The 18,678-nt window shown below is 35.8% G+C and carries 21 protein-coding genes; 13 read left to right on the top strand and 8 right to left on the bottom strand.

The genetic code is table 11. The annotated features are described in order from the left end of the window. Positions 1-122: 122 nt before the first annotated feature. Positions 123-1,148, bottom strand: coding sequence for a LacI family DNA-binding transcriptional regulator (locus tag IGI37_RS01385; protein ID WP_438759623.1), 1,026 nt, complete (start codon positions 1,146-1,148; stop codon positions 123-125). A 493-nt stretch (positions 1,149-1,641) separates the two neighbouring features. Further along, positions 1,642-2,247, bottom strand: a complete 606-nt coding sequence (locus tag IGI37_RS01380) for a class I SAM-dependent methyltransferase (RefSeq protein ID WP_438759622.1) — start codon at positions 2,245-2,247, stop codon at positions 1,642-1,644. A 227-nt stretch (positions 2,248-2,474) separates the two neighbouring features. Between IGI37_RS01380 and coaA the strand changes: the two genes are divergently transcribed. Both coaA and guaA read left to right on the top strand, forming a co-directional pair. Beyond that, a complete protein-coding gene (gene coaA / locus IGI37_RS01375) occupies positions 2,475-3,398 on the top strand; it encodes a type I pantothenate kinase (protein ID WP_438759620.1) in 924 nt (307 codons plus the stop codon). Positions 3,399-3,527: 129 nt separating this feature from the next. Then, the gene (gene guaA / locus IGI37_RS01370) at positions 3,528-5,084 is read left to right on the top strand and encodes a glutamine-hydrolyzing GMP synthase (RefSeq protein ID WP_438759619.1); all 1,557 of its coding nucleotides are present in this window, start codon (positions 3,528-3,530) and stop codon (positions 5,082-5,084) included. Positions 5,085-5,740: 656 nt separating this feature from the next. On the opposite strand, the gene IGI37_RS01365 is transcribed toward guaA, so the two are convergent. Next, positions 5,741-7,057: a LysM peptidoglycan-binding domain-containing protein gene (locus IGI37_RS01365; protein ID WP_438759618.1), complete on the bottom strand. Its 1,317-nt coding sequence runs from the start codon at positions 7,055-7,057 to the stop codon at positions 5,741-5,743. A gap of 151 nt (positions 7,058-7,208) precedes the next feature. Between IGI37_RS01365 and IGI37_RS01360 the strand changes: the two genes are divergently transcribed. Continuing rightward, entirely contained in the window at positions 7,209-7,535 is a 327-nt protein-coding gene (locus IGI37_RS01360; RefSeq protein ID WP_438759616.1) for a helix-turn-helix domain-containing protein, read from the top strand. Positions 7,536-7,624: 89 nt separating this feature from the next. Here IGI37_RS01360 and IGI37_RS01355 read toward each other — a convergent pair whose 3' ends face one another. Next, positions 7,625-8,149: a hypothetical protein gene (locus IGI37_RS01355; RefSeq protein WP_438759615.1), complete on the bottom strand. Its 525-nt coding sequence runs from the start codon at positions 8,147-8,149 to the stop codon at positions 7,625-7,627. Positions 8,150-8,774: 625 nt separating this feature from the next. Between IGI37_RS01355 and IGI37_RS01350 the strand changes: the two genes are divergently transcribed. From IGI37_RS01350 to istB, 10 genes are all read left to right on the top strand, one after another. Further along, positions 8,775-9,353 (top strand): hypothetical protein, encoded by a 579-nt coding sequence (locus tag IGI37_RS01350; protein ID WP_438759614.1) that lies wholly within the window; start codon positions 8,775-8,777, stop codon positions 9,351-9,353. Positions 9,354-9,579: 226 nt separating this feature from the next. Continuing rightward, positions 9,580-10,173: a hypothetical protein gene (locus IGI37_RS01345; protein WP_438759613.1), complete on the top strand. Its 594-nt coding sequence runs from the start codon at positions 9,580-9,582 to the stop codon at positions 10,171-10,173. Next, a complete protein-coding gene (locus tag IGI37_RS01340) occupies positions 10,163-10,876 on the top strand; it encodes an ATP-binding protein (RefSeq protein ID WP_438759612.1) in 714 nt (237 codons plus the stop codon). Before IGI37_RS01345 ends, IGI37_RS01340 begins: the two co-directional genes overlap by 11 nt. A gap of 216 nt (positions 10,877-11,092) precedes the next feature. Continuing rightward, positions 11,093-11,374 carry a hypothetical protein gene (locus IGI37_RS01335; protein ID WP_438759611.1) on the top strand — a complete coding sequence of 94 codons (282 nt, stop codon included), beginning with the start codon at positions 11,093-11,095 and terminating at the stop codon, positions 11,372-11,374. A gap of 180 nt (positions 11,375-11,554) precedes the next feature. Next, positions 11,555-12,883 (top strand): Rep family protein, encoded by a 1,329-nt coding sequence (locus IGI37_RS01330; RefSeq protein WP_438759610.1) that lies wholly within the window; start codon positions 11,555-11,557, stop codon positions 12,881-12,883. Positions 12,884-12,969: 86 nt separating this feature from the next. Continuing rightward, entirely contained in the window at positions 12,970-13,182 is a 213-nt protein-coding gene (locus IGI37_RS01325) for a DUF3173 domain-containing protein (protein ID WP_438759609.1), read from the top strand. Next, the gene (locus tag IGI37_RS01320; protein WP_438759608.1) at positions 13,169-14,383 is read left to right on the top strand and encodes a tyrosine-type recombinase/integrase; all 1,215 of its coding nucleotides are present in this window, start codon (positions 13,169-13,171) and stop codon (positions 14,381-14,383) included. The genes IGI37_RS01325 and IGI37_RS01320 overlap by 14 nt, the downstream gene beginning before the upstream one ends. A 451-nt stretch (positions 14,384-14,834) precedes the next feature. After that, positions 14,835-15,854, top strand: a complete 1,020-nt coding sequence (istA, locus tag IGI37_RS01315) for an IS21 family transposase (protein ID WP_438759607.1) — start codon at positions 14,835-14,837, stop codon at positions 15,852-15,854. Positions 15,855-15,880: 26 nt separating this feature from the next. Beyond that, a complete protein-coding gene (locus IGI37_RS01310; RefSeq protein ID WP_438759606.1) occupies positions 15,881-16,411 on the top strand; it encodes a hypothetical protein in 531 nt (176 codons plus the stop codon). Continuing rightward, positions 16,395-17,156: an IS21-like element helper ATPase IstB gene (gene istB / locus IGI37_RS01305; RefSeq protein ID WP_438759605.1), complete on the top strand. Its 762-nt coding sequence runs from the start codon at positions 16,395-16,397 to the stop codon at positions 17,154-17,156. Before IGI37_RS01310 ends, istB begins: the two co-directional genes overlap by 17 nt. Positions 17,157-17,809: 653 nt before the next feature. Here the strand turns inward: istB and IGI37_RS01300 are convergent. The 4 genes from IGI37_RS01300 to IGI37_RS01285 form a co-directional block, all read right to left on the bottom strand. Beyond that, on the bottom strand, positions 17,810-17,998 hold the full coding sequence (locus IGI37_RS01300; RefSeq protein ID WP_438759604.1) for a hypothetical protein: 189 nt from the start codon (positions 17,996-17,998) through the stop codon (positions 17,810-17,812). 71 nt (positions 17,999-18,069) lie between these two features. Further along, positions 18,070-18,261 carry a thiocillin family RiPP gene (locus IGI37_RS01295; protein ID WP_438759602.1) on the bottom strand — a complete coding sequence of 64 codons (192 nt, stop codon included), beginning with the start codon at positions 18,259-18,261 and terminating at the stop codon, positions 18,070-18,072. Between the two features lie 26 nt (positions 18,262-18,287). After that, positions 18,288-18,467 (bottom strand): thiocillin family RiPP, encoded by a 180-nt coding sequence (locus IGI37_RS01290; protein WP_438759601.1) that lies wholly within the window; start codon positions 18,465-18,467, stop codon positions 18,288-18,290. A 35-nt stretch (positions 18,468-18,502) separates the two neighbouring features. Further along, positions 18,503-18,667 (bottom strand): hypothetical protein, encoded by a 165-nt coding sequence (locus IGI37_RS01285; protein WP_438759600.1) that lies wholly within the window; start codon positions 18,665-18,667, stop codon positions 18,503-18,505. Between the last annotated feature and the right edge of the window lie 11 nt (positions 18,668-18,678).

Below are 18,678 nucleotides of genomic sequence, written 5' to 3'. Positions count from 1 at the left end.
GAATTACCTCCAAATTCCACTTTTTTAATTATACATGAATCAGCTCTTAGGTAAAACACTTTAGTAAAACAGTTTACCTAAAATGAATAAGATATAGTTAGCGTTTACAAACGCACTATATCTCATCTGGTTTCACTTGTCAATCCCTTCACACTCTCACGAATAATTAATTTTGTTTCAAAGGTTTTATTCGGGATTTTTTTATCTGGGTATTCGATTGCATCAATCAAAAATTTAGCTGCATAATAACCAATCTCAAAACTCGGCTGAAGAATCGTTGTCAATGGCGGATAAATATACTCAGAAAGCTTCAGTCCATCGAAACCAATAACTGAGATATCCTCAGGAATTTTCCGCCCTGACTCATAAATCGCTTGATAACAGCCAATAGCCATCGCATCGTTTCCACAAAAAATAGCTGTCAACTCTTTATTTTTGCGCAATAAATTCTTCGCCGCTTCATATCCCCCTGAAACTGTTAAATCTCCTGATGCTACAAATTTTCCAGAGAAGGGAAGCTGATGGTCTTTCAGCGCTTGACGATAGCCATTAAACCGTTCTTCCAATTGATAATATCCCGTTGTCTCTTTTAACATGCCAATTTGTTTATGCCCCGCTTTAATTAACTGATTGACTGCTTGATAGACCCCTTCATACTCTTTAACTAGTAGCCGACCACTGTCACGTCGATTCAATCCTCTATCTATTAACATTATCGGTCGATTTTTGTAAAAGCCACTTTCTAAAGAATGCTCTTTGGATAAAATATGAGGTGTTGCTAACATAATTCCATCTACAGAACGATGGCTAAGCTCCTCCAAATACTGATTTTCTTTTTCTTGGCTATGACGTGAATTACACAAAATGATGACATAACCTAACGCGTTTATGTAATTTTCTACTCCTTCGATAATCTTTGAAAAGAAAAAATCTGTCACATCTGGCACAATCATGCCAATTGTTTTCGAATGACGATTAATTAAATTCGAAGCAAAATAATCGGGTTTATATTGATGTTCCTCCACCACTTCAAGTACGCGAGCACGCGTTTGTTCGCTAAAACGACTGCCCTTGTTATTTAAAATTTGTGAGACGGTTGTTATCGAAACACCTGCTAATTCAGCAATTTCTTTAATTGTCAGTTTCATTTTTCCACCCTCTTTTCTACGGCTCGCCTACAGTGTACCAAATTCCCCCCCAAAAAAATACCACTCAAATACAAACTGCAGTTATCACGCCCTGTATTCCCTAGGTAAATCCCCACTAGCATAGATGGTGTCTCCAATAAAAAAATACAGAGACTCCTCAAATAGACAAGAGACTTCTCTGTGCTCAGTGAACTTATTCCGTTTTTTCACTCTAACATCTTTATTAGTGACTTAATAAATAGCGGGTGCAGAAGAGACTCCATCTCCACAGTATTCCGCTCTCAACAACTTTTACGCAGGTCACATGCTAGAGTTGAAAATGTTGATTGCTGTAAAACATAACAAAGGATGAGTTGCTGTTGCACCACACCCTACCTGGCTCTCGAAGCTAAATACTTCCGTCCTCCAAAAATTATTCAACTGTTACAAGTCAATAATTGACTCTAAGCTTCTTAGATCAATCGATTTTATTTCTATAAATTTTACCCTTTTCCTAGACTTCTTTTATACTCTTCAAAACATAATAACCTTTATCCTTTGTCACAATCTCAACATTCCCAAACGTTTCGAGCATTTTTTTCTCTGCACTAGGTGCCCCTTGTTTCTTTTGAATAACAACCGTCAACGTACCGCCAACCTTAAGTAGCGGATGTGCGCCTGTTAAAATCTCATGAACAACTTTTTTGCCTGCTCGAATCGGTGGATTACTGACAATTGCTGCATACTCTTTTTGGTGTAACGTTTCATAGATGTTTGATTGATGAACATCAATTTGCTGCAGCCCATTTTGAGTAGCATTCCCTGTAGCCAAACCAACTGCGCGTTGATTGACATCAATCATTTCAACGGGGAATTCACTAGCATAGCTTAGAGATAAGCCAATCGGACCATACCCACAGCCAACATCTAGAATGGTCCCCTTTGGCAATTCATCCCAGGTGAACGCATCAATTAATACTCGTGAGCCGTAATCCACTGTATCTCGTGAAAAAACGCCACTATCGGTCATAAATTGAAATTGTTTGCCTTTTAACTCAAACGACCATTTTTCTATGTTATGAGCTACGTCTGGTTGTTCTGTATAATAGTGATTTGTCATTGTCTCCACCCTCACATTTCTTCTCTCATTTAGTCTACCTTTATTTTGATTAGCAGGCAACTTTTCTTCTTATTTTTTCGTGGAGTCGACCCGTTTTTATTTAAAAAAGTCCTTAATAAAACTCATTTTAAAAAGAATCGTATTCTCCATGAAAAACCCTTAGTAAAATTGGTTGAAATGAACATTTTTATGGTAAAATAATTTAAGTGTTGGTAAGGGAGGATAACATGGACGGAAAAATGAACTACTATCAGATTGCGCGAAAGGAATGGCAGGAGTTTTATCGAAATGGTGCAGCGCCTTTAACGCAAGAAGAACTAGATAGTATTAAGAGCTTTAACGACCAGATTTCAATGCAAGATGTCCAAGATATTTATGTGCCATTGACGCATTTAATCCATTTATACATGAAAGAATTTGAATCTTTAACTGTGAGTAAAGGACTGTTTCTCCATGAATATGTCCCTGTGCCACCTTTTATTATCGGAATTGCCGGAAGTGTCGCTGTCGGCAAAAGTACCACGGCGCGCTTACTACAAATCATTCTTTCTCGAACCTTTAAACGAAGAAATGTTCAGCTGATTACAACAGATGGGTTTCTTTATCCCAATAAAGTCTTAGAAGAACGTGGGATTATGGATCGCAAAGGATTTCCTGAAAGCTACGATATGGAAAAACTGATTGAGTTTCTTAATCAAGTCAAATCTGGCCAAGAAGAAATTCAAGCACCACTTTATTCTCATAACGTTTATGACATTATTGAAGGCGAGTTTGAGACGATTGTCCAACCAGATATTTTGATTGTGGAAGGCATCAACACCCTGCAGCTACCTGCGAATCAACAAATCTATGTTAGTGATTTTTTTGATTTCTCAGTCTATGTAGATGCGGACTCTTCACTAATTGAAAAATGGTATCTAGATCGCTTCGGTGCGTTATTAGACACGGCCTTTCGTGACCCCAATAATTACTATTATCAGTATGCGATTGGAAACCGAGAAGATGCGTTCACTATGGCTAAAGATGTATGGAAATCTGTGAATTTGAAGAATTTAGAAGAATATATCTTGCCGACTCGAGGACGAGCAGATATAATTCTTCATAAAACTGATCATCATATTATCGATGAAATCTTTCTACGGAAGTATTAATTTTTAGACAATTACTGACGTAGCACAAGAATCTTGGTATGATGACTATAGAAATACAGAAACTTTTGCATTTTAGAGCGAAGGGCAACCTTCCTTTGAGATAAATTTAAATGAATAGGGGTAATAAATGTGACGAACGTTGCCGACATGACAAATGTTGAAAAGATTATCGTGCTAGATTACGGTAGTCAGTACAATCAATTAATTACACGCCGCATACGTGAATTCGGAGTCTTTTCAGAATTATTAAGCCACCGAATTACTGCTGCTGAGGTCAAAAAAATGGCGCCAAAAGGAATTATTTTATCTGGTGGCCCAAACAGTGTTTATGATGAAAATGCTTTTCGTATCGACCCTGAGATTCTAGAGCTAGGAATTCCTGTTCTAGGTATCTGTTATGGTATGCAATTAATTACTTATAGCTTAGACGGAAAAGTGGAATCAGCGAAAAACCGTGAATACGGAAAAGCAGAACTAGAAGTCACTAGCTCTTCTGCAGCCTTATTCCAAGATACGCCGAACAAACAAACCGTTTGGATGAGTCATGGTGACTTAGTTACAGAAGCTCCTGCTGGGTTTGAAGTCGTGGCAACAAGTAAAGATTGCCCCATCGCTTCTATTCAAGATAGCAAACGCAAGTTTTATGGCGTGCAGTTCCACCCAGAAGTTCGTCATTCAGAATACGGAAATGACTTACTACGTCATTTTGCAATGGACGTTTGCGGTTGTACTGGAAACTGGACAATGGATAATTTCATCGATATGGAAATTGCCAAGGTTCGTGAAAAAGTCGGCGATAAAAAAGTCCTTCTTGGCCTTTCTGGCGGAGTTGACTCAAGTGTCGTTGGGGTGCTTTTACAAAAAGCAATCGGCGATCAATTAACTTGTATCTTCGTTGACCACGGTTTATTACGTAAAGGTGAAGCAGAACAAGTTATGGAAAGCTTAGGTGGAAAATTTGGCTTAAACATCATCAAAGTGGATGCCAAAGACCGCTTCTTAAACAAACTTAAAGGCATTTCTGATCCAGAACAAAAACGTAAAATCATCGGCAACGAATTCGTGTATGTCTTCGATGATGAAGCAACCAAACTTGACGGCATTGATTTCCTTGCACAAGGAACCCTTTATACTGATGTCATCGAAAGTGGCACGGAAACTGCTCAAACAATCAAGTCTCACCATAACGTTGGCGGACTTCCTGAAGATATGCAGTTCCAATTGATTGAACCTTTAAACACGTTATTCAAAGATGAAGTGCGTGAATTAGGTACACAATTAGGTATGCCAGACTCAATCGTTTGGCGCCAACCCTTCCCAGGACCTGGATTAGGTATCCGTGTCTTAGGCGAAATCACTGAAGAAAAATTAGAGATCGTCCGCGATTCTGATTTAATTTTAAGAGAAGAAATCGCAGCAGCTGGCCTTGACCGCGACATCTGGCAATACTTCACTGTCTTACCAGGCATCCGTTCAGTCGGCGTAATGGGCGACGGTCGTACGTATGACTACACTATCGGCATCCGCGCGGTCACTTCAATCGACGGCATGACAGCAGACTTTGCACGAATCCCTTGGGACGTCCTACAAAAAATCTCTGTGCGCATCGTAAACGAAGTTGCACATGTCAATCGAATCGTGTACGACATTACGAGTAAACCGCCCGCTACGGTGGAGTGGGAATAAAAGTATTAGATGACTTAACCCCAAAACGTTGGTATAACAGCATTTTAGTTGTTTTAGAATGAGTTAAAAACAGTTAAAATGAGCTCTAGTGGTACCAAAATTGGTACTAAGAAATCCTATTAGGCTTTTGCTTAGTAGGATTTTTTTTGATATCTAGTGTCGCCAAAATCACATAAATAAGCTAAAAAATTTGGTATAAAAAAAGACTGTTTTTACAGCCAATCAAAACAAATCATATACTTCTCATCAATCTAGTATATTCATTTCATCTTTCTATTTCTTTTATGAACTTAAGTACCTAATTTAATTACTTTGTTCCTTTTTTTATACATCTACCAATACTCAATCAAAGAATATCTTTCCTACATTTTTTATGTTTTAAAAATACAAGGCATACACTACTATTATCTTTTTTTTGTATATTTTTATAAAAAGCACTTAAGTGAGGAGTATCCCATTTAAGCGCCTGTCTCTTTTATTTATCATTTTACTAGTAGAACTCTGTTTCCCTACCGAGTGACTCTAGTTATACTTTACACTGCATACTTGTTTGTACTGACAAGAAATGTCTTTAGTATAAGCTCTTGCTAGAATCACTAGGTAAGGAAACAGAGGTCTTTACCTAGTGAAGGGTGTTAATTTTATTGAGATGTTGATTAGTTCCAATCATCACTTTCGTAAAAAACAATTGTATACCATTTGCTACCGTCTGACATTAGTACTTGTTGTGATTTGTAACCATACCCGTTCGCCCAATAGAATGGAGAATTTGGGTCGTTGTGCATAGCTTCTGCTTGTGCTCCTGCATCACTTAAAGATGGAGTCAGAATACCGCTGTTTCCTACATCTGATGGGTTTACAGGAACTACTTCAGTTGGTGCATTCTTCTTCCAAACTTTAGTTGTGGTATACGTAGTGATTGTATTACCGTTTTCTAAAGTTTGTACAGATTTTTGAGTTGACTCAGAAACGAATGAGTACCCCTCTGTGCTTGAAAGGATTGCACCGTTTGTATCAACATTTACGGTTACGTATTTGTCTTCGTTAGTTGGTGTTGACGGTTTTTCTGCTAGACGCCACACTTTGGTAGTTGTATAAGTTGTGACTGTGTTCCCATTGTCCAGTGTTTCAACTTTTTTAGCAGTTGACTCTGAAATGAAGTCGTAGCCTTTTGTTGAATTAAGAACTGTTCCAGATTCATCAACGTTCACAGTGACGTATACGTCTTTGTTAGTTGGTTTAGAAGGTTCTTCTGGTTTCTCTGGGTCAACTGGTTTTTCAGGTTCTGTTGGTTTATTAGGCTCATTTGGTTTTTCTGGCTCTGTTGGATTCGTTGGTTTAGAAGGATTCTCTGTTCCAGTTCCTCCGCCGTTGTTACCACCGTTATTGCCTTTGTCGCCACCAGTTGAAGGTTTCTCTTCTGGTTTGGCAGGTTTTTCAGAACCACTGTTGTTATTTGGGTTAGGTAACTTGCCAGTATTATCGGGAGTACCCACGACATCCCTGTTTGAAGCTTTTCCATTAGCGACATCTTTTGATACGTCTGTTCCAATTGGCTTGTCTTTAACGATTTTGTTACTATCGTTAACTTTTACACCATTATTCAACGCTTGACCGTTTGAGTTAGTGGCTTTAATTTCAGATTGACTGAAATGAATAACCGTTCCAACTGGCAATGAATATTGCTGACCACTAGACAAGTCAATGTTATTGACGGAAGCTAGAGTATTAACGTTTACGTTGATTCGCATTCCGATTGCCCACAAAGTATCGCCCTGCTTCATGGTGTAGCTTGTTGCTCCTTGTGCAATCTGGATACTCTCAGGGGTGTTTGCTGTCCATTCAACTGCGAAAGCTGGGATAGCACTAGTTATGCCAAGCATTCCAAATGCAGATAACACGCCTACTTTAATCATTTTTTTCTTTTTCTTGTTACGCTCTGAGCTCTTTCTGTAATCAATTCTTTTCTCCATTTTCTTCCTCCTTCTTTTTACTTACAGCAACTATTTTAGCACTTAGTTTTCTGTAAGTAAATAATTTATTCAATAAGAACACAACTGTTTATATAAAAAATAGAGCATTCTATTTACAATTGTATAAATGAGTAGTAAAGGGAGTGGTGTAATGGAAAGAGATATCCTGAGTACTTTAGGAAGTAAAGTCAGAGAACTACGAGTAGCTAAAAAAATGACTCAACAAGAATTAGCTGAAAAGTGTGAATTAAGCTTACCGTTTATTAATTTAATTGAAAATAATAAGCGAAATGTGTCTTTGGAGACGCTAGTGAAGTTACTGTCTGCTCTCGAAATCTCTCTCGGAGATTTCTTTCTCCCTTTTTCAGATTCAGAAAATGATGATAAATTACGAACTTTATTAACTCTGATTCAACAATCACCAGATAAAGAGAAATATATCCGACTTTTTACGGAGATATTAAATCTTGGAAAATAGTTATCCTCTCTTTTTTTATAAATCAGAACTTTCATAAAAGAAACTCTACAAAGATTTTGAATTATATATCTTAGTAGAGTTTTTTTAATTTATTTAGATTTCAGATACTCATTAACCCTTTTTTGGAAATCATAATTATTTTTGTTCTTATTGATAATTTCAATATTTTCTTTATTGAAATCACGTACTTCCTTTTTCTGCTGTATCAGTTTATCCGATTGCTCCTTTTTACTTTGCGCTATATACTCTTGAAATTCAGTTGTTGACGAAAAGGACTCCATCCACGTTCCTTCAAAAGTTGATTTCCATTCCTCAACTTCCTCTGCTTCCAAGCGTTTTTTCCATTCATCTGATGAACGAAGAAATTCCACTACTTTGTTGTATTTGTCCTTAAAGTTAGGAATTTCTCTTTCAAGAATTTTCATACTATTGTCATTAGGAAAAGCATCACCTCTTTTCCATTTATCGAACATTGACACACTTATATCAAATATTTCCAGTGAATCATATAAGAAAGATTCACTTGTCTCCTTTTCACTTTCACCCAAAAAATAGTCTAAAACTATCATAAGAGCATATTTTTTTGTTTCTTGAATAAAAATTTCTTGTTTCATAAAATAACCTCCTAAATTTTAGTACATTGTAGCATATCTCATGAATTCTACATAATCTCTATTAACCCATCAAAATCTATCAAATACTAACATTAGTATAGGATTTCAAACTTTCATCATTATCCGAGATAATATGCCTGTGATAAAGTCTATTCACATTTAACGAGAACCATAATTGCTATTTCTCAATACTTAAAAAGTGTAGCATACCTCACGAATTCTACATAATCTCTGTTACCCCATCAAAATCTATCAAATACTAACATTAGTATAGGATTTCAAACTTTCATCATTATTCGAGATAATATGCCTGTGATAAAGTCTATTCACATTTAACGAGAACCATAATTGCTATTTCTCAATACTTAAAAAGTGTAGCATATCTCATGAATTCTACAGAATCTCTGTTAACCCATCAAAATCTATCAAATACTAACATTAGTATAGGATTTCAAACTTTCATCATTATTCGAGATAATATGCCTGTAATAAAGTTCGCCCAAAATAAATTGAATTGCTAGAAAGGAATGATTGTTTATGCTCTGAAAATACAATAGTATTCGAATAACTATCGCAAGGCTAATCACAATAAACATTGATTACTAAAATTAAGGAGGATTTACAAATGAAAAAAATAACAATCGGAACTAACAAAGAAATGATGGAGGAGGATTTTATGAAAACAAATATTCTAAACAAACTAAAAGCAATAGCGGAAATACACGAAGCACAATTCAAAACAGATGGAATGATATTCAAATTATTAATTACTGAGTTATCAACTACGGAACTCGATAAAATCATAAAAAAAGAAGACCTAGGCGTTTTAAAAGATTGTACACAACAGTTCCGTCGAGACTTATATCATGCCAAGAGCACCGTATATCCTGTGACTATAAGAAAAATCAAAGACTCATTAAAATACAATCCTGATTTTTCAGCAACTGATATTTCAAAACGTTTACAGGTACCTATCATTACTGTAGTAAAAGCAGATATAGATTTAGGATTATCTATAAGCACTGACGCTCAGAAAACAGAAGTTACTAATAAAATTCTACTATATTCATTAATCACAAGATTACAGGATAGTATATATCAAATGGATGATCGTAATATAAAAGCTGTAGCGAATAAATTCAAAATCGCAGAGAAACACTTAGAGGAGATAGAAAAATATTATGGTTTGGGAATCAAGTTGTAAGCATGGTTAAACAGAGTCACAGAAATTCAATTAGATAGAATAGAAAGTAGTTGTGTTGTGATAGTCATTAAAATTTCATGGCTACTTTCTTCAGTAGTGAAATTGGAATAGCAAGCAGAAAAAGGAGTAATGCACACAATAAAATCATTTACTAACAGTAATTATCTCACTTCTGCTACTTTTCCTTTTTCACTTCATAAAAAAAAGATACGGAGTAATCAGAATTATGAAAAAAATAATAACAAACATTAAAACAAAAGTTACTAATAAAGATTGGTGGGTTCCACCAGTCGTCATATTAATTGTATTATCAAATCTTTTCTTTCTTTTATTAACATTTTTACATCCTGAAACCATGTTACCACTTCTACTTATAGTTATTATCTACATTTATTACACCGGGAATATCAGACATCAAGAAAAAGGATTGAAACTTCAAAAAGCAAACAATGATATAGAGTATACAATCAATCGCATGAACACTTTAGGTATTCTAGGATTTGGTTATAGCGATATAGCTTCTCCTGAATTGAAGAGCTCAAAAAAAATTATTCCTAGTCTAATCATTCGATTAGAAATAGAAATTTCTAAAGAGCTCACTGAAAAATCAAAGAATATTACCCTTGAGCAATTCACTTTTGAAGCACAGCAAATATTGTTCGAAAAGTTTTCACGTGATAGTTGCTTTGAGAGTTATCAAGTAAATCGTTGTGAAATTGTTGAGAACCAAAATACAGATACATTTATTTTCATTCTTTCCGATACTTATAACTTTTTAATTCGTGAAAATGTTTATACAGGTGATGACAATGATTTTTAATGTTCTTTTAACAGAAAAATACCATAGTTCTATTCATTTAGATTTTGAACGATACCCCCATGCCATTTTAGTAGGCAGTACTGGCAGTGGCAAGTCATATTTAGCACGCCTTCTACTTGGAAAAATCAGCAAATATGAACCTGATGCTACTCTGATTATTTGTGATTATAAAGGAGATGACGATTTTATTCAGTTCGTTACTTCTTCAAATTGTTTTCGTTATGACCAAGTAACTGAAGGCTTAGATATTTTTTACCAAGCTTTCAAACGACGACAAGAAGGAACAGACAAAAGTCGCACTCCGAAGTACTTATTTTTTGATGAATGGACTGCTTATCTCACCAATTCTGAAAAAAAAAAACAAGAATCAGAGAAAAAGAAACTCGCTACGTTGTTATTACTTTCACGTTCTTTCAATCTTCATATCATTGTCGCCGTACAGCGCATGGACGCTAAAAACTTTGAACAAAGCCGTGACAATTTCGTTATAAAAGTGGCGCTTGCTACTTTATCTGCTGAATCCAAACGGATGGTGTTTCCAGATGAAGAGAGCAAAAGTATTATTCCAAAAAGTAGAGGAAAAGGTTACCTGCTATTGGATGGAAAAGAACTTACACCAGTTATTGTTCCAAAAATAAGAAATAAGGAAAAATTAGATAACGCTATATGGGACTTATTAGAAAGAGAGGACAACTCAAAATAATAAGTTTGTTAGAACAACAGTTTCTTAAGGAATGCTGAAGTCACCTCTAATGAATTATCTAATAACAAAGTATAGTGAACTTATATCAACTAGAAATATTTCTAAAAAAGAGTATCTCTAAAAATACGTCCATAGCTTTCACTGACAAAAAACTGCAAGCTAGTTGTTAGTTACTAGCTCGAGATAGTAACTAATAGCGGAAAGGATAGATAAATTATGTTTTCTTTAAATTTACCAAAATTATTAACTACAAATACCGAGCCTAGAACAAAGTATACCTACATCAACCAAGAGCGTTCTGATACGATTGAAGGATATGTGTATCGCCTAATTGATATTGCAAATGGGGAAATTTTGAATGTCACACTCCCTAAGTATAAAAAGATACCTTCACAGTCCTATGTTGAGATTTTGAATGCTGTAGGGACTCCGTATGTTTCAGGTAATAGAGCTGTGATGAGTATAAAAGCCGATGATATTGTACTAGTTGATGATTAACTAGTAATTCACAATTTTCTTTTTGCCAATCTGAGCTTTAGCTCTAAGATTGGTGAAAAGATAAATTGAAGATTATCAGTGTCACCTCAACAAGACCCTATAACAACAGGCGGGAGGGCTTGTTATCCCGCCTAATATTAACGGTGTCAGTGCCATTAGAAATAGAAAAAGAGGTTAAAAATGAATAAGAGCAATAGAGCTAAAAATATGATGATAACACAACAAGTAGAGTACCTTCCTTCTGACATGAAAACTACAGACGAGTGTTTTACAACTATCATGAACAAACTAAAGCCTTCAAAATGTGCGGTTATCCTTCATGATAAAGATGTAGATGATGATGGTAAGGCTAAAACTCCACATATACATGCCATGATAAGTTTTGACAATGCAAGAAGTCTACAAAACGTAGCTCGTCTCTTAGACATTGAGCCACAGTATATACAGCAATGGAAAAATCAATCTTCGAATGGGTATTCGTACATTGTACATGAAACTTCGAATGCTGAGCATCAACATCAATATAGCACAGATGAAGTCATAGCCAATTTTGATTTTAATGAATTAATGGAACAAGTGCGAGAAGGTATTAAACGTAAAACTAAGGTAACTAGTGCTAAAGATGAAATCATTATACGGGCTTATTTAGATGAATTGAAAAAAGGGTCTATTATTCTTAAAGAGGTAGAAGAAAAACTCACAGGCTCACAATATGCTAAAGCTAAAAATAGGCTAGAAAATGTTTGGCAAAAGCGCCGAACAGTCCTAGCAGAAGAATGGCGAGAAGAAATGCTCGAAACAGGTCGTTCGATTGACGTTATTTACATTTATGGGCAATCAGGAACAGGAAAAACACGATTAGCAAAAGAATATTCCGAAAAATCTGACAGCGATTATTTTTTGACTGGTTCAAGCCGTGACCCTTTTCAATTATACGAAGGTCAATCAACCATCATCTTAGATGAACTCAGACCATCAACATTTCCCTACAATGACCTATTGAAATTGCTCGACCCATTTAATGCTTATTCGAATGCGCCTAGTCGCTACTTTGACAAGGTACTAACCGCTGATTTAATCATCATTACGTCTCCTTATAGTCCTAAAGAATTTTATCAGCGTATCATTAAAAGTGATAAATATTTTGATGAAAGGATAGACAGTTATTACCAACTTGCAAGACGATTAGGGTTAGTAATACTTTTAACAAAAGATTTTATGCAGGTAGCATTCTTTGATGAATATCGGCAAGATTTTGTATTGGACAATTCATCTAAAGAAGCCAACCCCTATAAAGAAGCCACAGCAAATAATATTTTAAGCCAAAATCAAAACGCTGAAAAACTCTATAAAAATGTATTAAATGCGTTTCGTGCTTCAGATAGCCAAAAGGATTGTGAAACTTCATTAAGTGAACAGACAGCTCTCTTTGAAACTCATGTAAAATTAGAGATAAAGAAAACAAACCACGAAAAAAAGCCCCATCATCAAGCCGACCAAAGCAAATGATGACGAGACAAAGAATGTAGACAAAAAAATACTGTCCACGCTGTATTATCTCATAGTGTGGACGATAAAAAAAGTGAGGAAATACAATGGAAACAATTACAGCAAAAGACCTAATAAACTTAGGTTATCCAAAGAATACTGCTCAAAACATCATTAGACAAGCCAAGCATAATATGGTACAACAAGGGTATGCTTTATACAATAACAAACGCTTAGGACGTGTTCCTAAACATATCGTTGAAGCTATTTTAGGGGTTAAGTTATCTGATAACGGAGGTTTATCAGATGGCAAGAACTAAATTAGAAAATGTATACAGAGATAACAATGATGAAATTTTTATTTCCGTCAGTTGTGGCGTTGATAAAATGACAGGTAAGCGAATTAGGAAAAAAAGTAGAAAAACGAGTACTGGCAAAAAGTTTTCTAGTGAAGAAGAAGCCTATGCAGAAGCTATAAAGCTTAAAAGTCAATATCTTGAAAGTACTGGGTATTCTAATTATCATATTACGTATGAGCAATACATGAATACTGTATTTGTTCCTTACTACGAGGCAGACGTTCAAGAAAGTACCTTTACCTCTCGCAAACCAATGCTTAAAATCTTCATAGACCGTTTCGGAAAGAAAAAACTCAAAGATATTACTGTCCAAGATGTCCAATTTTTCAGAACGTGGTTACGCTCTAAAAATGGTGCAAATTATTCTCAGTCTTATGCTAGTCTTGCGTTTAGTATGTTCAAGAGAACGTTAGAGTTTGCAGTAACAATGCAGTATTTGACAACAAATGTTGCTTCAAGAGTTACTGCTATTCCAAAAGGAAAAGCTGTAGTAGCGTACTGGACGAGAGAAGAATTTGAACAAGTGATTTCAACAATCTATATTGACGATTTTTATGAACATTTGTGTTTCGTTATGCTTTGGGTTTATTTTACAACTGGTGTCCGAGTAAATGAAGGTTGTGCCTTGTGGTGGAAAGATATTGATTTGAAAAAGAAAGAAATGCGTATTCACCACATGCTATTGTTCAAGGCTAAAACAGACTGGACTCGTCAACCCTATTCAAAAACCGAAGCTGGAAGCCGAACCATTACATTAGATGATGATACCGTCGAAATTTTGAAGGTATGGAAAAACCGTCAAGAAGAAATGGGTGTTAAAAACTTTGTGTTTAGCTATGACAGCTTACCCATGCAAAAATCAACCATTTCGAGAATTGTTAAACGCTATGCTCGATTAGCTGATGTAACCGAAATTCAGGCAAAAGGATTGCGACACAGTAACGCTTCTTACTTGATTAATGAATTTAATGCTTCTGTTTTAATCATTTCAAAACGATTAGGTCATTCATCACCTGAAATCACACTTAAACATTATGCTCATTTGTGGAGTGGTGTTGATAAAGAATTGGCTCTTGAAATGACTGGAGCAATTACAATCAAGTCTGCACAACAAAAATTCTTCACGTTTAATGGTAATCAAGCCATAAAAAAAGACTATTGATTTAAGTGTCGCCAAAAGTGGTACCAAAACAATTAAAACAGCTTATAAACGCTGATATATCAACAATAAATCACCTGTTCAATTGCATTGAATGGGAATAATATACAGGTGAATCGCTCACAAACCCATTGATTTATAGGGTTTTCTGCACTAATGGGTTATTCCAGAAAGAATGAAATTAATCAAATTTGGTAGCTCGTGTGGCCACGTTTGTAACCACGAAGTCAGTCAGAAATGGCTGGCTTTTTTACTTTATTCAACTACTGGCAATTTTGTATATTGCCCCTTTTGGAAAAACCGGAAGTTCCAAGTGTAACTGCTAAACTAAAGTGAGCCATTTCCGCTCGATAAAATTGAGCCAAAAATGCTCATTAAGATTGAGCCACCTAGCTTATAGAAAGCAAACTTTTCCGATACAATATGAAAGAATATTCGTATTGGAGGACAAAAGGTGGACAAATATAACATGTACGCAAAAATCAAGCAATTATCAGAGGGGGGCATCTCGCAACGAAAAATTTCAGAAACACTGGGTATCTCGAGGAATACTGTCAAACGATACCTAAAGATGGATTCAGAAGAAATGTCTGTGTGGATTGCCTCCACAAAACAAAGAAAACAAAAATTAGATATACATCGGACATTAATTCTAAGTTGGTTACGGGAATCACCTAGTTTATCTGCTTCACAAATTCATGATTGGTTAGAAGAGAGACATATAACTGGTATTGCTGAAAGTACCCTAAGGAGATACGTCGCAGCTCTTCGGGCAGACTATCAACTTGTGAAGAAAACCAAGACAAGGATTTATGAAGCCATTCCTGATCCCCCCATGGGAGAACAAGCACAACTAGATTTTGGTGAAGCATGGGTTGTTGACGCTAAAGGAAATCGGAAGAAAATCTATGTGATTGCCTTGGTGCTTTCTCATTCTCGGTATAAATACATGGAATGGTGGGACCACCACTATACAGCGACAGATGTTGTTGAAGCCCATGAAAGAGCGTTTAACTTTTTTGGTGGTCAACCTAAAACAATTGTCTATGACCAAGATCGTACAATTTTCGTAGATGAAAATGTAGGTGATATTGTCTTCACAGAGGTTTTCGAAGCTTATCGACAATCACAAAAGTTTCGTATCCATGCTTGTCGCAGTTACGATCCAGAATCGAAGGGTCGAATAGAAAATGTCATTGGCTTTATCAAAAAGAACTTTGCCAATGAACGTCTTTATACGACTCTTGAACAATGGAACAAGGAAGCACTTGCTTGGTTAGAACGAAAAGGAAATGGCAAACAACATAATACCACTAAGAAAATTCCCACAGAAGTGTTCAAAGAAGAACAAAAAAAGCTGATTCCACGTAAGGAAAGAATCATCCTGCCTTCAGATGTGCTTGATTTGAGACAAGTACGAACCATTCGAAAAGATAACACGATTATCTATAAGGGCAATCGTTATTCCCCCTAGGCACTTATCAACCTGAACGTAAAGTGATGACAAAAGAAAAACGAGAACAGCAGCTTCTTTTAATCGATTTTGAAACAGGCGAAATTTTGGCTAAACATACACTATGGAACGGGAAAGGCCAATTGGTCAAAGATCGAAACCATGCGCGAGATACAACATCTGGTATTCCAGAATTGGCCGCACAACTAATTCCTGCATTTTCAAATCATCCATTGGTCGAAACCTATCTCAAACTTCAGCACAAAGCCTACCCTCGCTATGTGCGCGACCAATATTCACTCATTAAGCAACTCGTGAAGGAGCATCCTCAAGCTATTCTTGACGAAGCATTAGTACTTTGTATGAACAGGAAATTATACAGTGCAACAGACTTTAAAGCAGTGGTAACTAAGATAACGGACCGCCCTCAATTACAATCGTCAATTGTTGATAGCGAGGTCCAATTGCCAACAAGAGAAGAAACAAGTAAAAGAATACAGCAATATGAAACAGAAATGCGCGATTTAAGCATCTATACAGCTATTTTAAGAGGTGATAATTTTGAAGCAACTAGCTGAACTGGAAGCTATTCTACAACGTTTACGTTTTTCCGAGACAGCGAAAGCCTTGCCAGAGCTGTTGATGAAAGCAAACGAAGAAAGTCCAACCTATAAAGACTTTCTTTTAACTGTTTTTCAACACGAAAGAGATTGTCGGGAAGAAAAAGCCATCAGTCGCAGATTAAAACAAGCATCATTTCCATACTATCGCCCAATAAGCGAGTTCCAATTATCTGAACAGCCTTCAATGAGCAAAAAAGAATTAAATAAATTGACCGACCTACTTTGGATTGAGCAGCACTATAATTTAGTTTTGCTTGGTCCAACAGGTACAGGGAAAACAATGCTTAGTGTAGGTCTAGGCATAGCCGCAATCGAGGCTGGCTTTAAAGTAGTTTTTGTCGCAATGGGTGAAATGATTCATCTATTGAAAACCAGCGACATTTCAAGGAAATCGTTGGCCCGACTGAAACGCTTAAAAGACGCGCAATTGATTATTTTAGACGACTTAATGTTTATGGCTATGAATAAAGAAGAAGCAAATTTGTTTTTCCACTTTATTAATGAAGTCTATGAGCAAGCATCCATCATTCTAACCTCTAATAAAGCACCCAGTGAATGGGGACAGCTAATCGGAGATGAAGTCATCACAGGAGCTGTTTTAGACCGAATTATTCAAAAAGCTGAAATCATTCAATTGACGGGTGATAGCTATCGTATTAAGCATCGTGAAACAATTTTTGGTAAAACAAACAATGTCTAAAACGGGGTGGCTCATCCTTAATGAGCAAAAATGATTGTTTCGTGGGGAAATAAAAATAGTTATCTACGCAAAATATTTGTGCTAGTCGTCTCATTCCCTAACTACCAGGGCTTGATCTTTGAAAACTAAATCAGCAAGGAAATCAGTAGAAAACTGAGAAATATAAGAAAACTGTTCTTAAAATAGAAGGAATGGTAACCCGAACGATACACAAAACAAGGTGGCTCATCTTTAATGAGCAAAAAAGCGCTTTACTGGCTCAAAATTAATGAGCGAAAGTGGCTCATTTGTACTTGACAGTCACAATTGGGCATTGTTGTGGAAAGAGCAGTTGAATAGGTGAAACAAATTTTCTTTGAGAAGAAATGTCTAACATGGTTTGTAAGCAAAGAAGCGCAAACAAGCGACATCACTTATTTTCGCTTGATTTACATTACGACGGCTCATAATAGAAACGGGACAGTACTTTTGATACAGCACGTTGAAAAGACAGCGTAGTTTATAAAAATCTTCTTGAAATTGGTGACGATAAGGTTTAAAGTGAATGTGGTCTAACGTAGTCTTGAACTCCTTTATTGGTTTTATCGCCTTTGAGTTTAACTGTGTTAGGCCTTTTTGTTAAATATTTTGTCAACTAGCACCACGCGTAAGATCTATATATTTTCAGAATCAATTTTTTTTAGTTTTTCAAGATCTTCTGGTTCTATAAAAAGACTAGCATCCCCAGTATCCATATTAACTTTGACCTTTAATTCAATGCCTTTAGTAATAAATTTCCCTTTACCTGTATCTAATTGTAATCTTATGTCACCATAGGACTTAGTTCTAAATATCTTTTCCATATTACCTGCCTCTTTCCATAATAAAATAGACTATTTTACTCTATATGTCTTCTAACATAGCTAACTATAATCTAGTTTCCTGCACTTGATATTGAGCTGCCAGAAGATGCACAGCTGCCAACAAAACTTCCAGCCGATGAAAAACTTCCAGCCGTTGTAAAACCACTTAACTCCAAATCTTGAGCTTCCTCTTCAAGACTAATACTCAAAACTTTACTATCAAAGTTTTTAAATGTTTGTTCTTCAAACTTCATATTATCCATAATTTCACCTCCTTCCAGTATAATTTTTAGCCAAATGATGAAGCAGATCCAGCACTAGACGCACAACTACCTACCGATGAACCAAATGTTCCTAAACTGCCCCATGTTCCAGCAACTTCAAGACTATCTGTTTCCTCTTCCAAAAAAATATTGTTCTCAATATTAAGTACATTATTTTCAAATTCCATATTATCAGTATTTTCCACACCATTCACCTCCATAATAAATTTAGTTACTAATTTTATGGTCTCCAGGTACTTGCAGTACTTGCACTACCTGACATGCAACCAAAAGTTGAAATTGATGACACTGCACTAACTTCAACTTCTGTTTCTTCTTCGACAAAGATATCATTTATGATCAATTCTTTTGTCTCAAATTCATTATTTAGTTCATCTAATTTCATACTTAGTGTCC

This window comes from Enterococcus sp. AZ194, from assembly GCF_051713825.1.
In the GTDB taxonomy this organism is placed as follows: domain Bacteria; phylum Bacillota; class Bacilli; order Lactobacillales; family Enterococcaceae; genus Enterococcus_K.
Note: the sequence above shows the minus strand (reverse complement) of the source record. Positions and strands in the feature narration are given on the sequence as shown.

What these genes read in the sequence shown, in the direction of transcription:
- IGI37_RS01310 (WP_438759606.1), top strand. Translation starts at nt 15,881, where the DNA reads ATGACAAAAGAAAAACGAGAACAGCAGCTTCTTTTAATCGATTTTGAA.
- IGI37_RS01360 (WP_438759616.1), top strand. Translation starts at nt 7,209, where the DNA reads ATGGAAAGAGATATCCTGAGTACTTTAGGAAGTAAAGTCAGAGAACTA.
- IGI37_RS01385 (WP_438759623.1), bottom strand. Translation starts at nt 1,148, where the DNA reads ATGAAACTGACAATTAAAGAAATTGCTGAATTAGCAGGTGTTTCGATA.
- IGI37_RS01380 (WP_438759622.1), bottom strand. Translation starts at nt 2,247, where the DNA reads ATGACAAATCACTATTATACAGAACAACCAGACGTAGCTCATAACATA.
- IGI37_RS01355 (WP_438759615.1), bottom strand. Translation starts at nt 8,149, where the DNA reads ATGAAACAAGAAATTTTTATTCAAGAAACAAAAAAATATGCTCTTATG.
- coaA (WP_438759620.1), top strand. Translation starts at nt 2,475, where the DNA reads ATGGACGGAAAAATGAACTACTATCAGATTGCGCGAAAGGAATGGCAG.
- IGI37_RS01300 (WP_438759604.1), bottom strand. Translation starts at nt 17,998, where the DNA reads ATGGAAAAGATATTTAGAACTAAGTCCTATGGTGACATAAGATTACAA.
- IGI37_RS01345 (WP_438759613.1), top strand. Translation starts at nt 9,580, where the DNA reads ATGAAAAAAATAATAACAAACATTAAAACAAAAGTTACTAATAAAGAT.
- IGI37_RS01365 (WP_438759618.1), bottom strand. Translation starts at nt 7,057, where the DNA reads ATGGAGAAAAGAATTGATTACAGAAAGAGCTCAGAGCGTAACAAGAAA.
- IGI37_RS01330 (WP_438759610.1), top strand. Translation starts at nt 11,555, where the DNA reads ATGAATAAGAGCAATAGAGCTAAAAATATGATGATAACACAACAAGTA.
- IGI37_RS01295 (WP_438759602.1), bottom strand. Translation starts at nt 18,261, where the DNA reads ATGGATAATATGAAGTTTGAAGAACAAACATTTAAAAACTTTGATAGT.
- IGI37_RS01350 (WP_438759614.1), top strand. Translation starts at nt 8,775, where the DNA reads ATGAAAAAAATAACAATCGGAACTAACAAAGAAATGATGGAGGAGGAT.
- IGI37_RS01340 (WP_438759612.1), top strand. Translation starts at nt 10,163, where the DNA reads ATGATTTTTAATGTTCTTTTAACAGAAAAATACCATAGTTCTATTCAT.
- IGI37_RS01325 (WP_438759609.1), top strand. Translation starts at nt 12,970, where the DNA reads ATGGAAACAATTACAGCAAAAGACCTAATAAACTTAGGTTATCCAAAG.
- IGI37_RS01320 (WP_438759608.1), top strand. Translation starts at nt 13,169, where the DNA reads ATGGCAAGAACTAAATTAGAAAATGTATACAGAGATAACAATGATGAA.
- IGI37_RS01285 (WP_438759600.1), bottom strand. Translation starts at nt 18,667, where the DNA reads ATGAAATTAGATGAACTAAATAATGAATTTGAGACAAAAGAATTGATC.
- IGI37_RS01335 (WP_438759611.1), top strand. Translation starts at nt 11,093, where the DNA reads ATGTTTTCTTTAAATTTACCAAAATTATTAACTACAAATACCGAGCCT.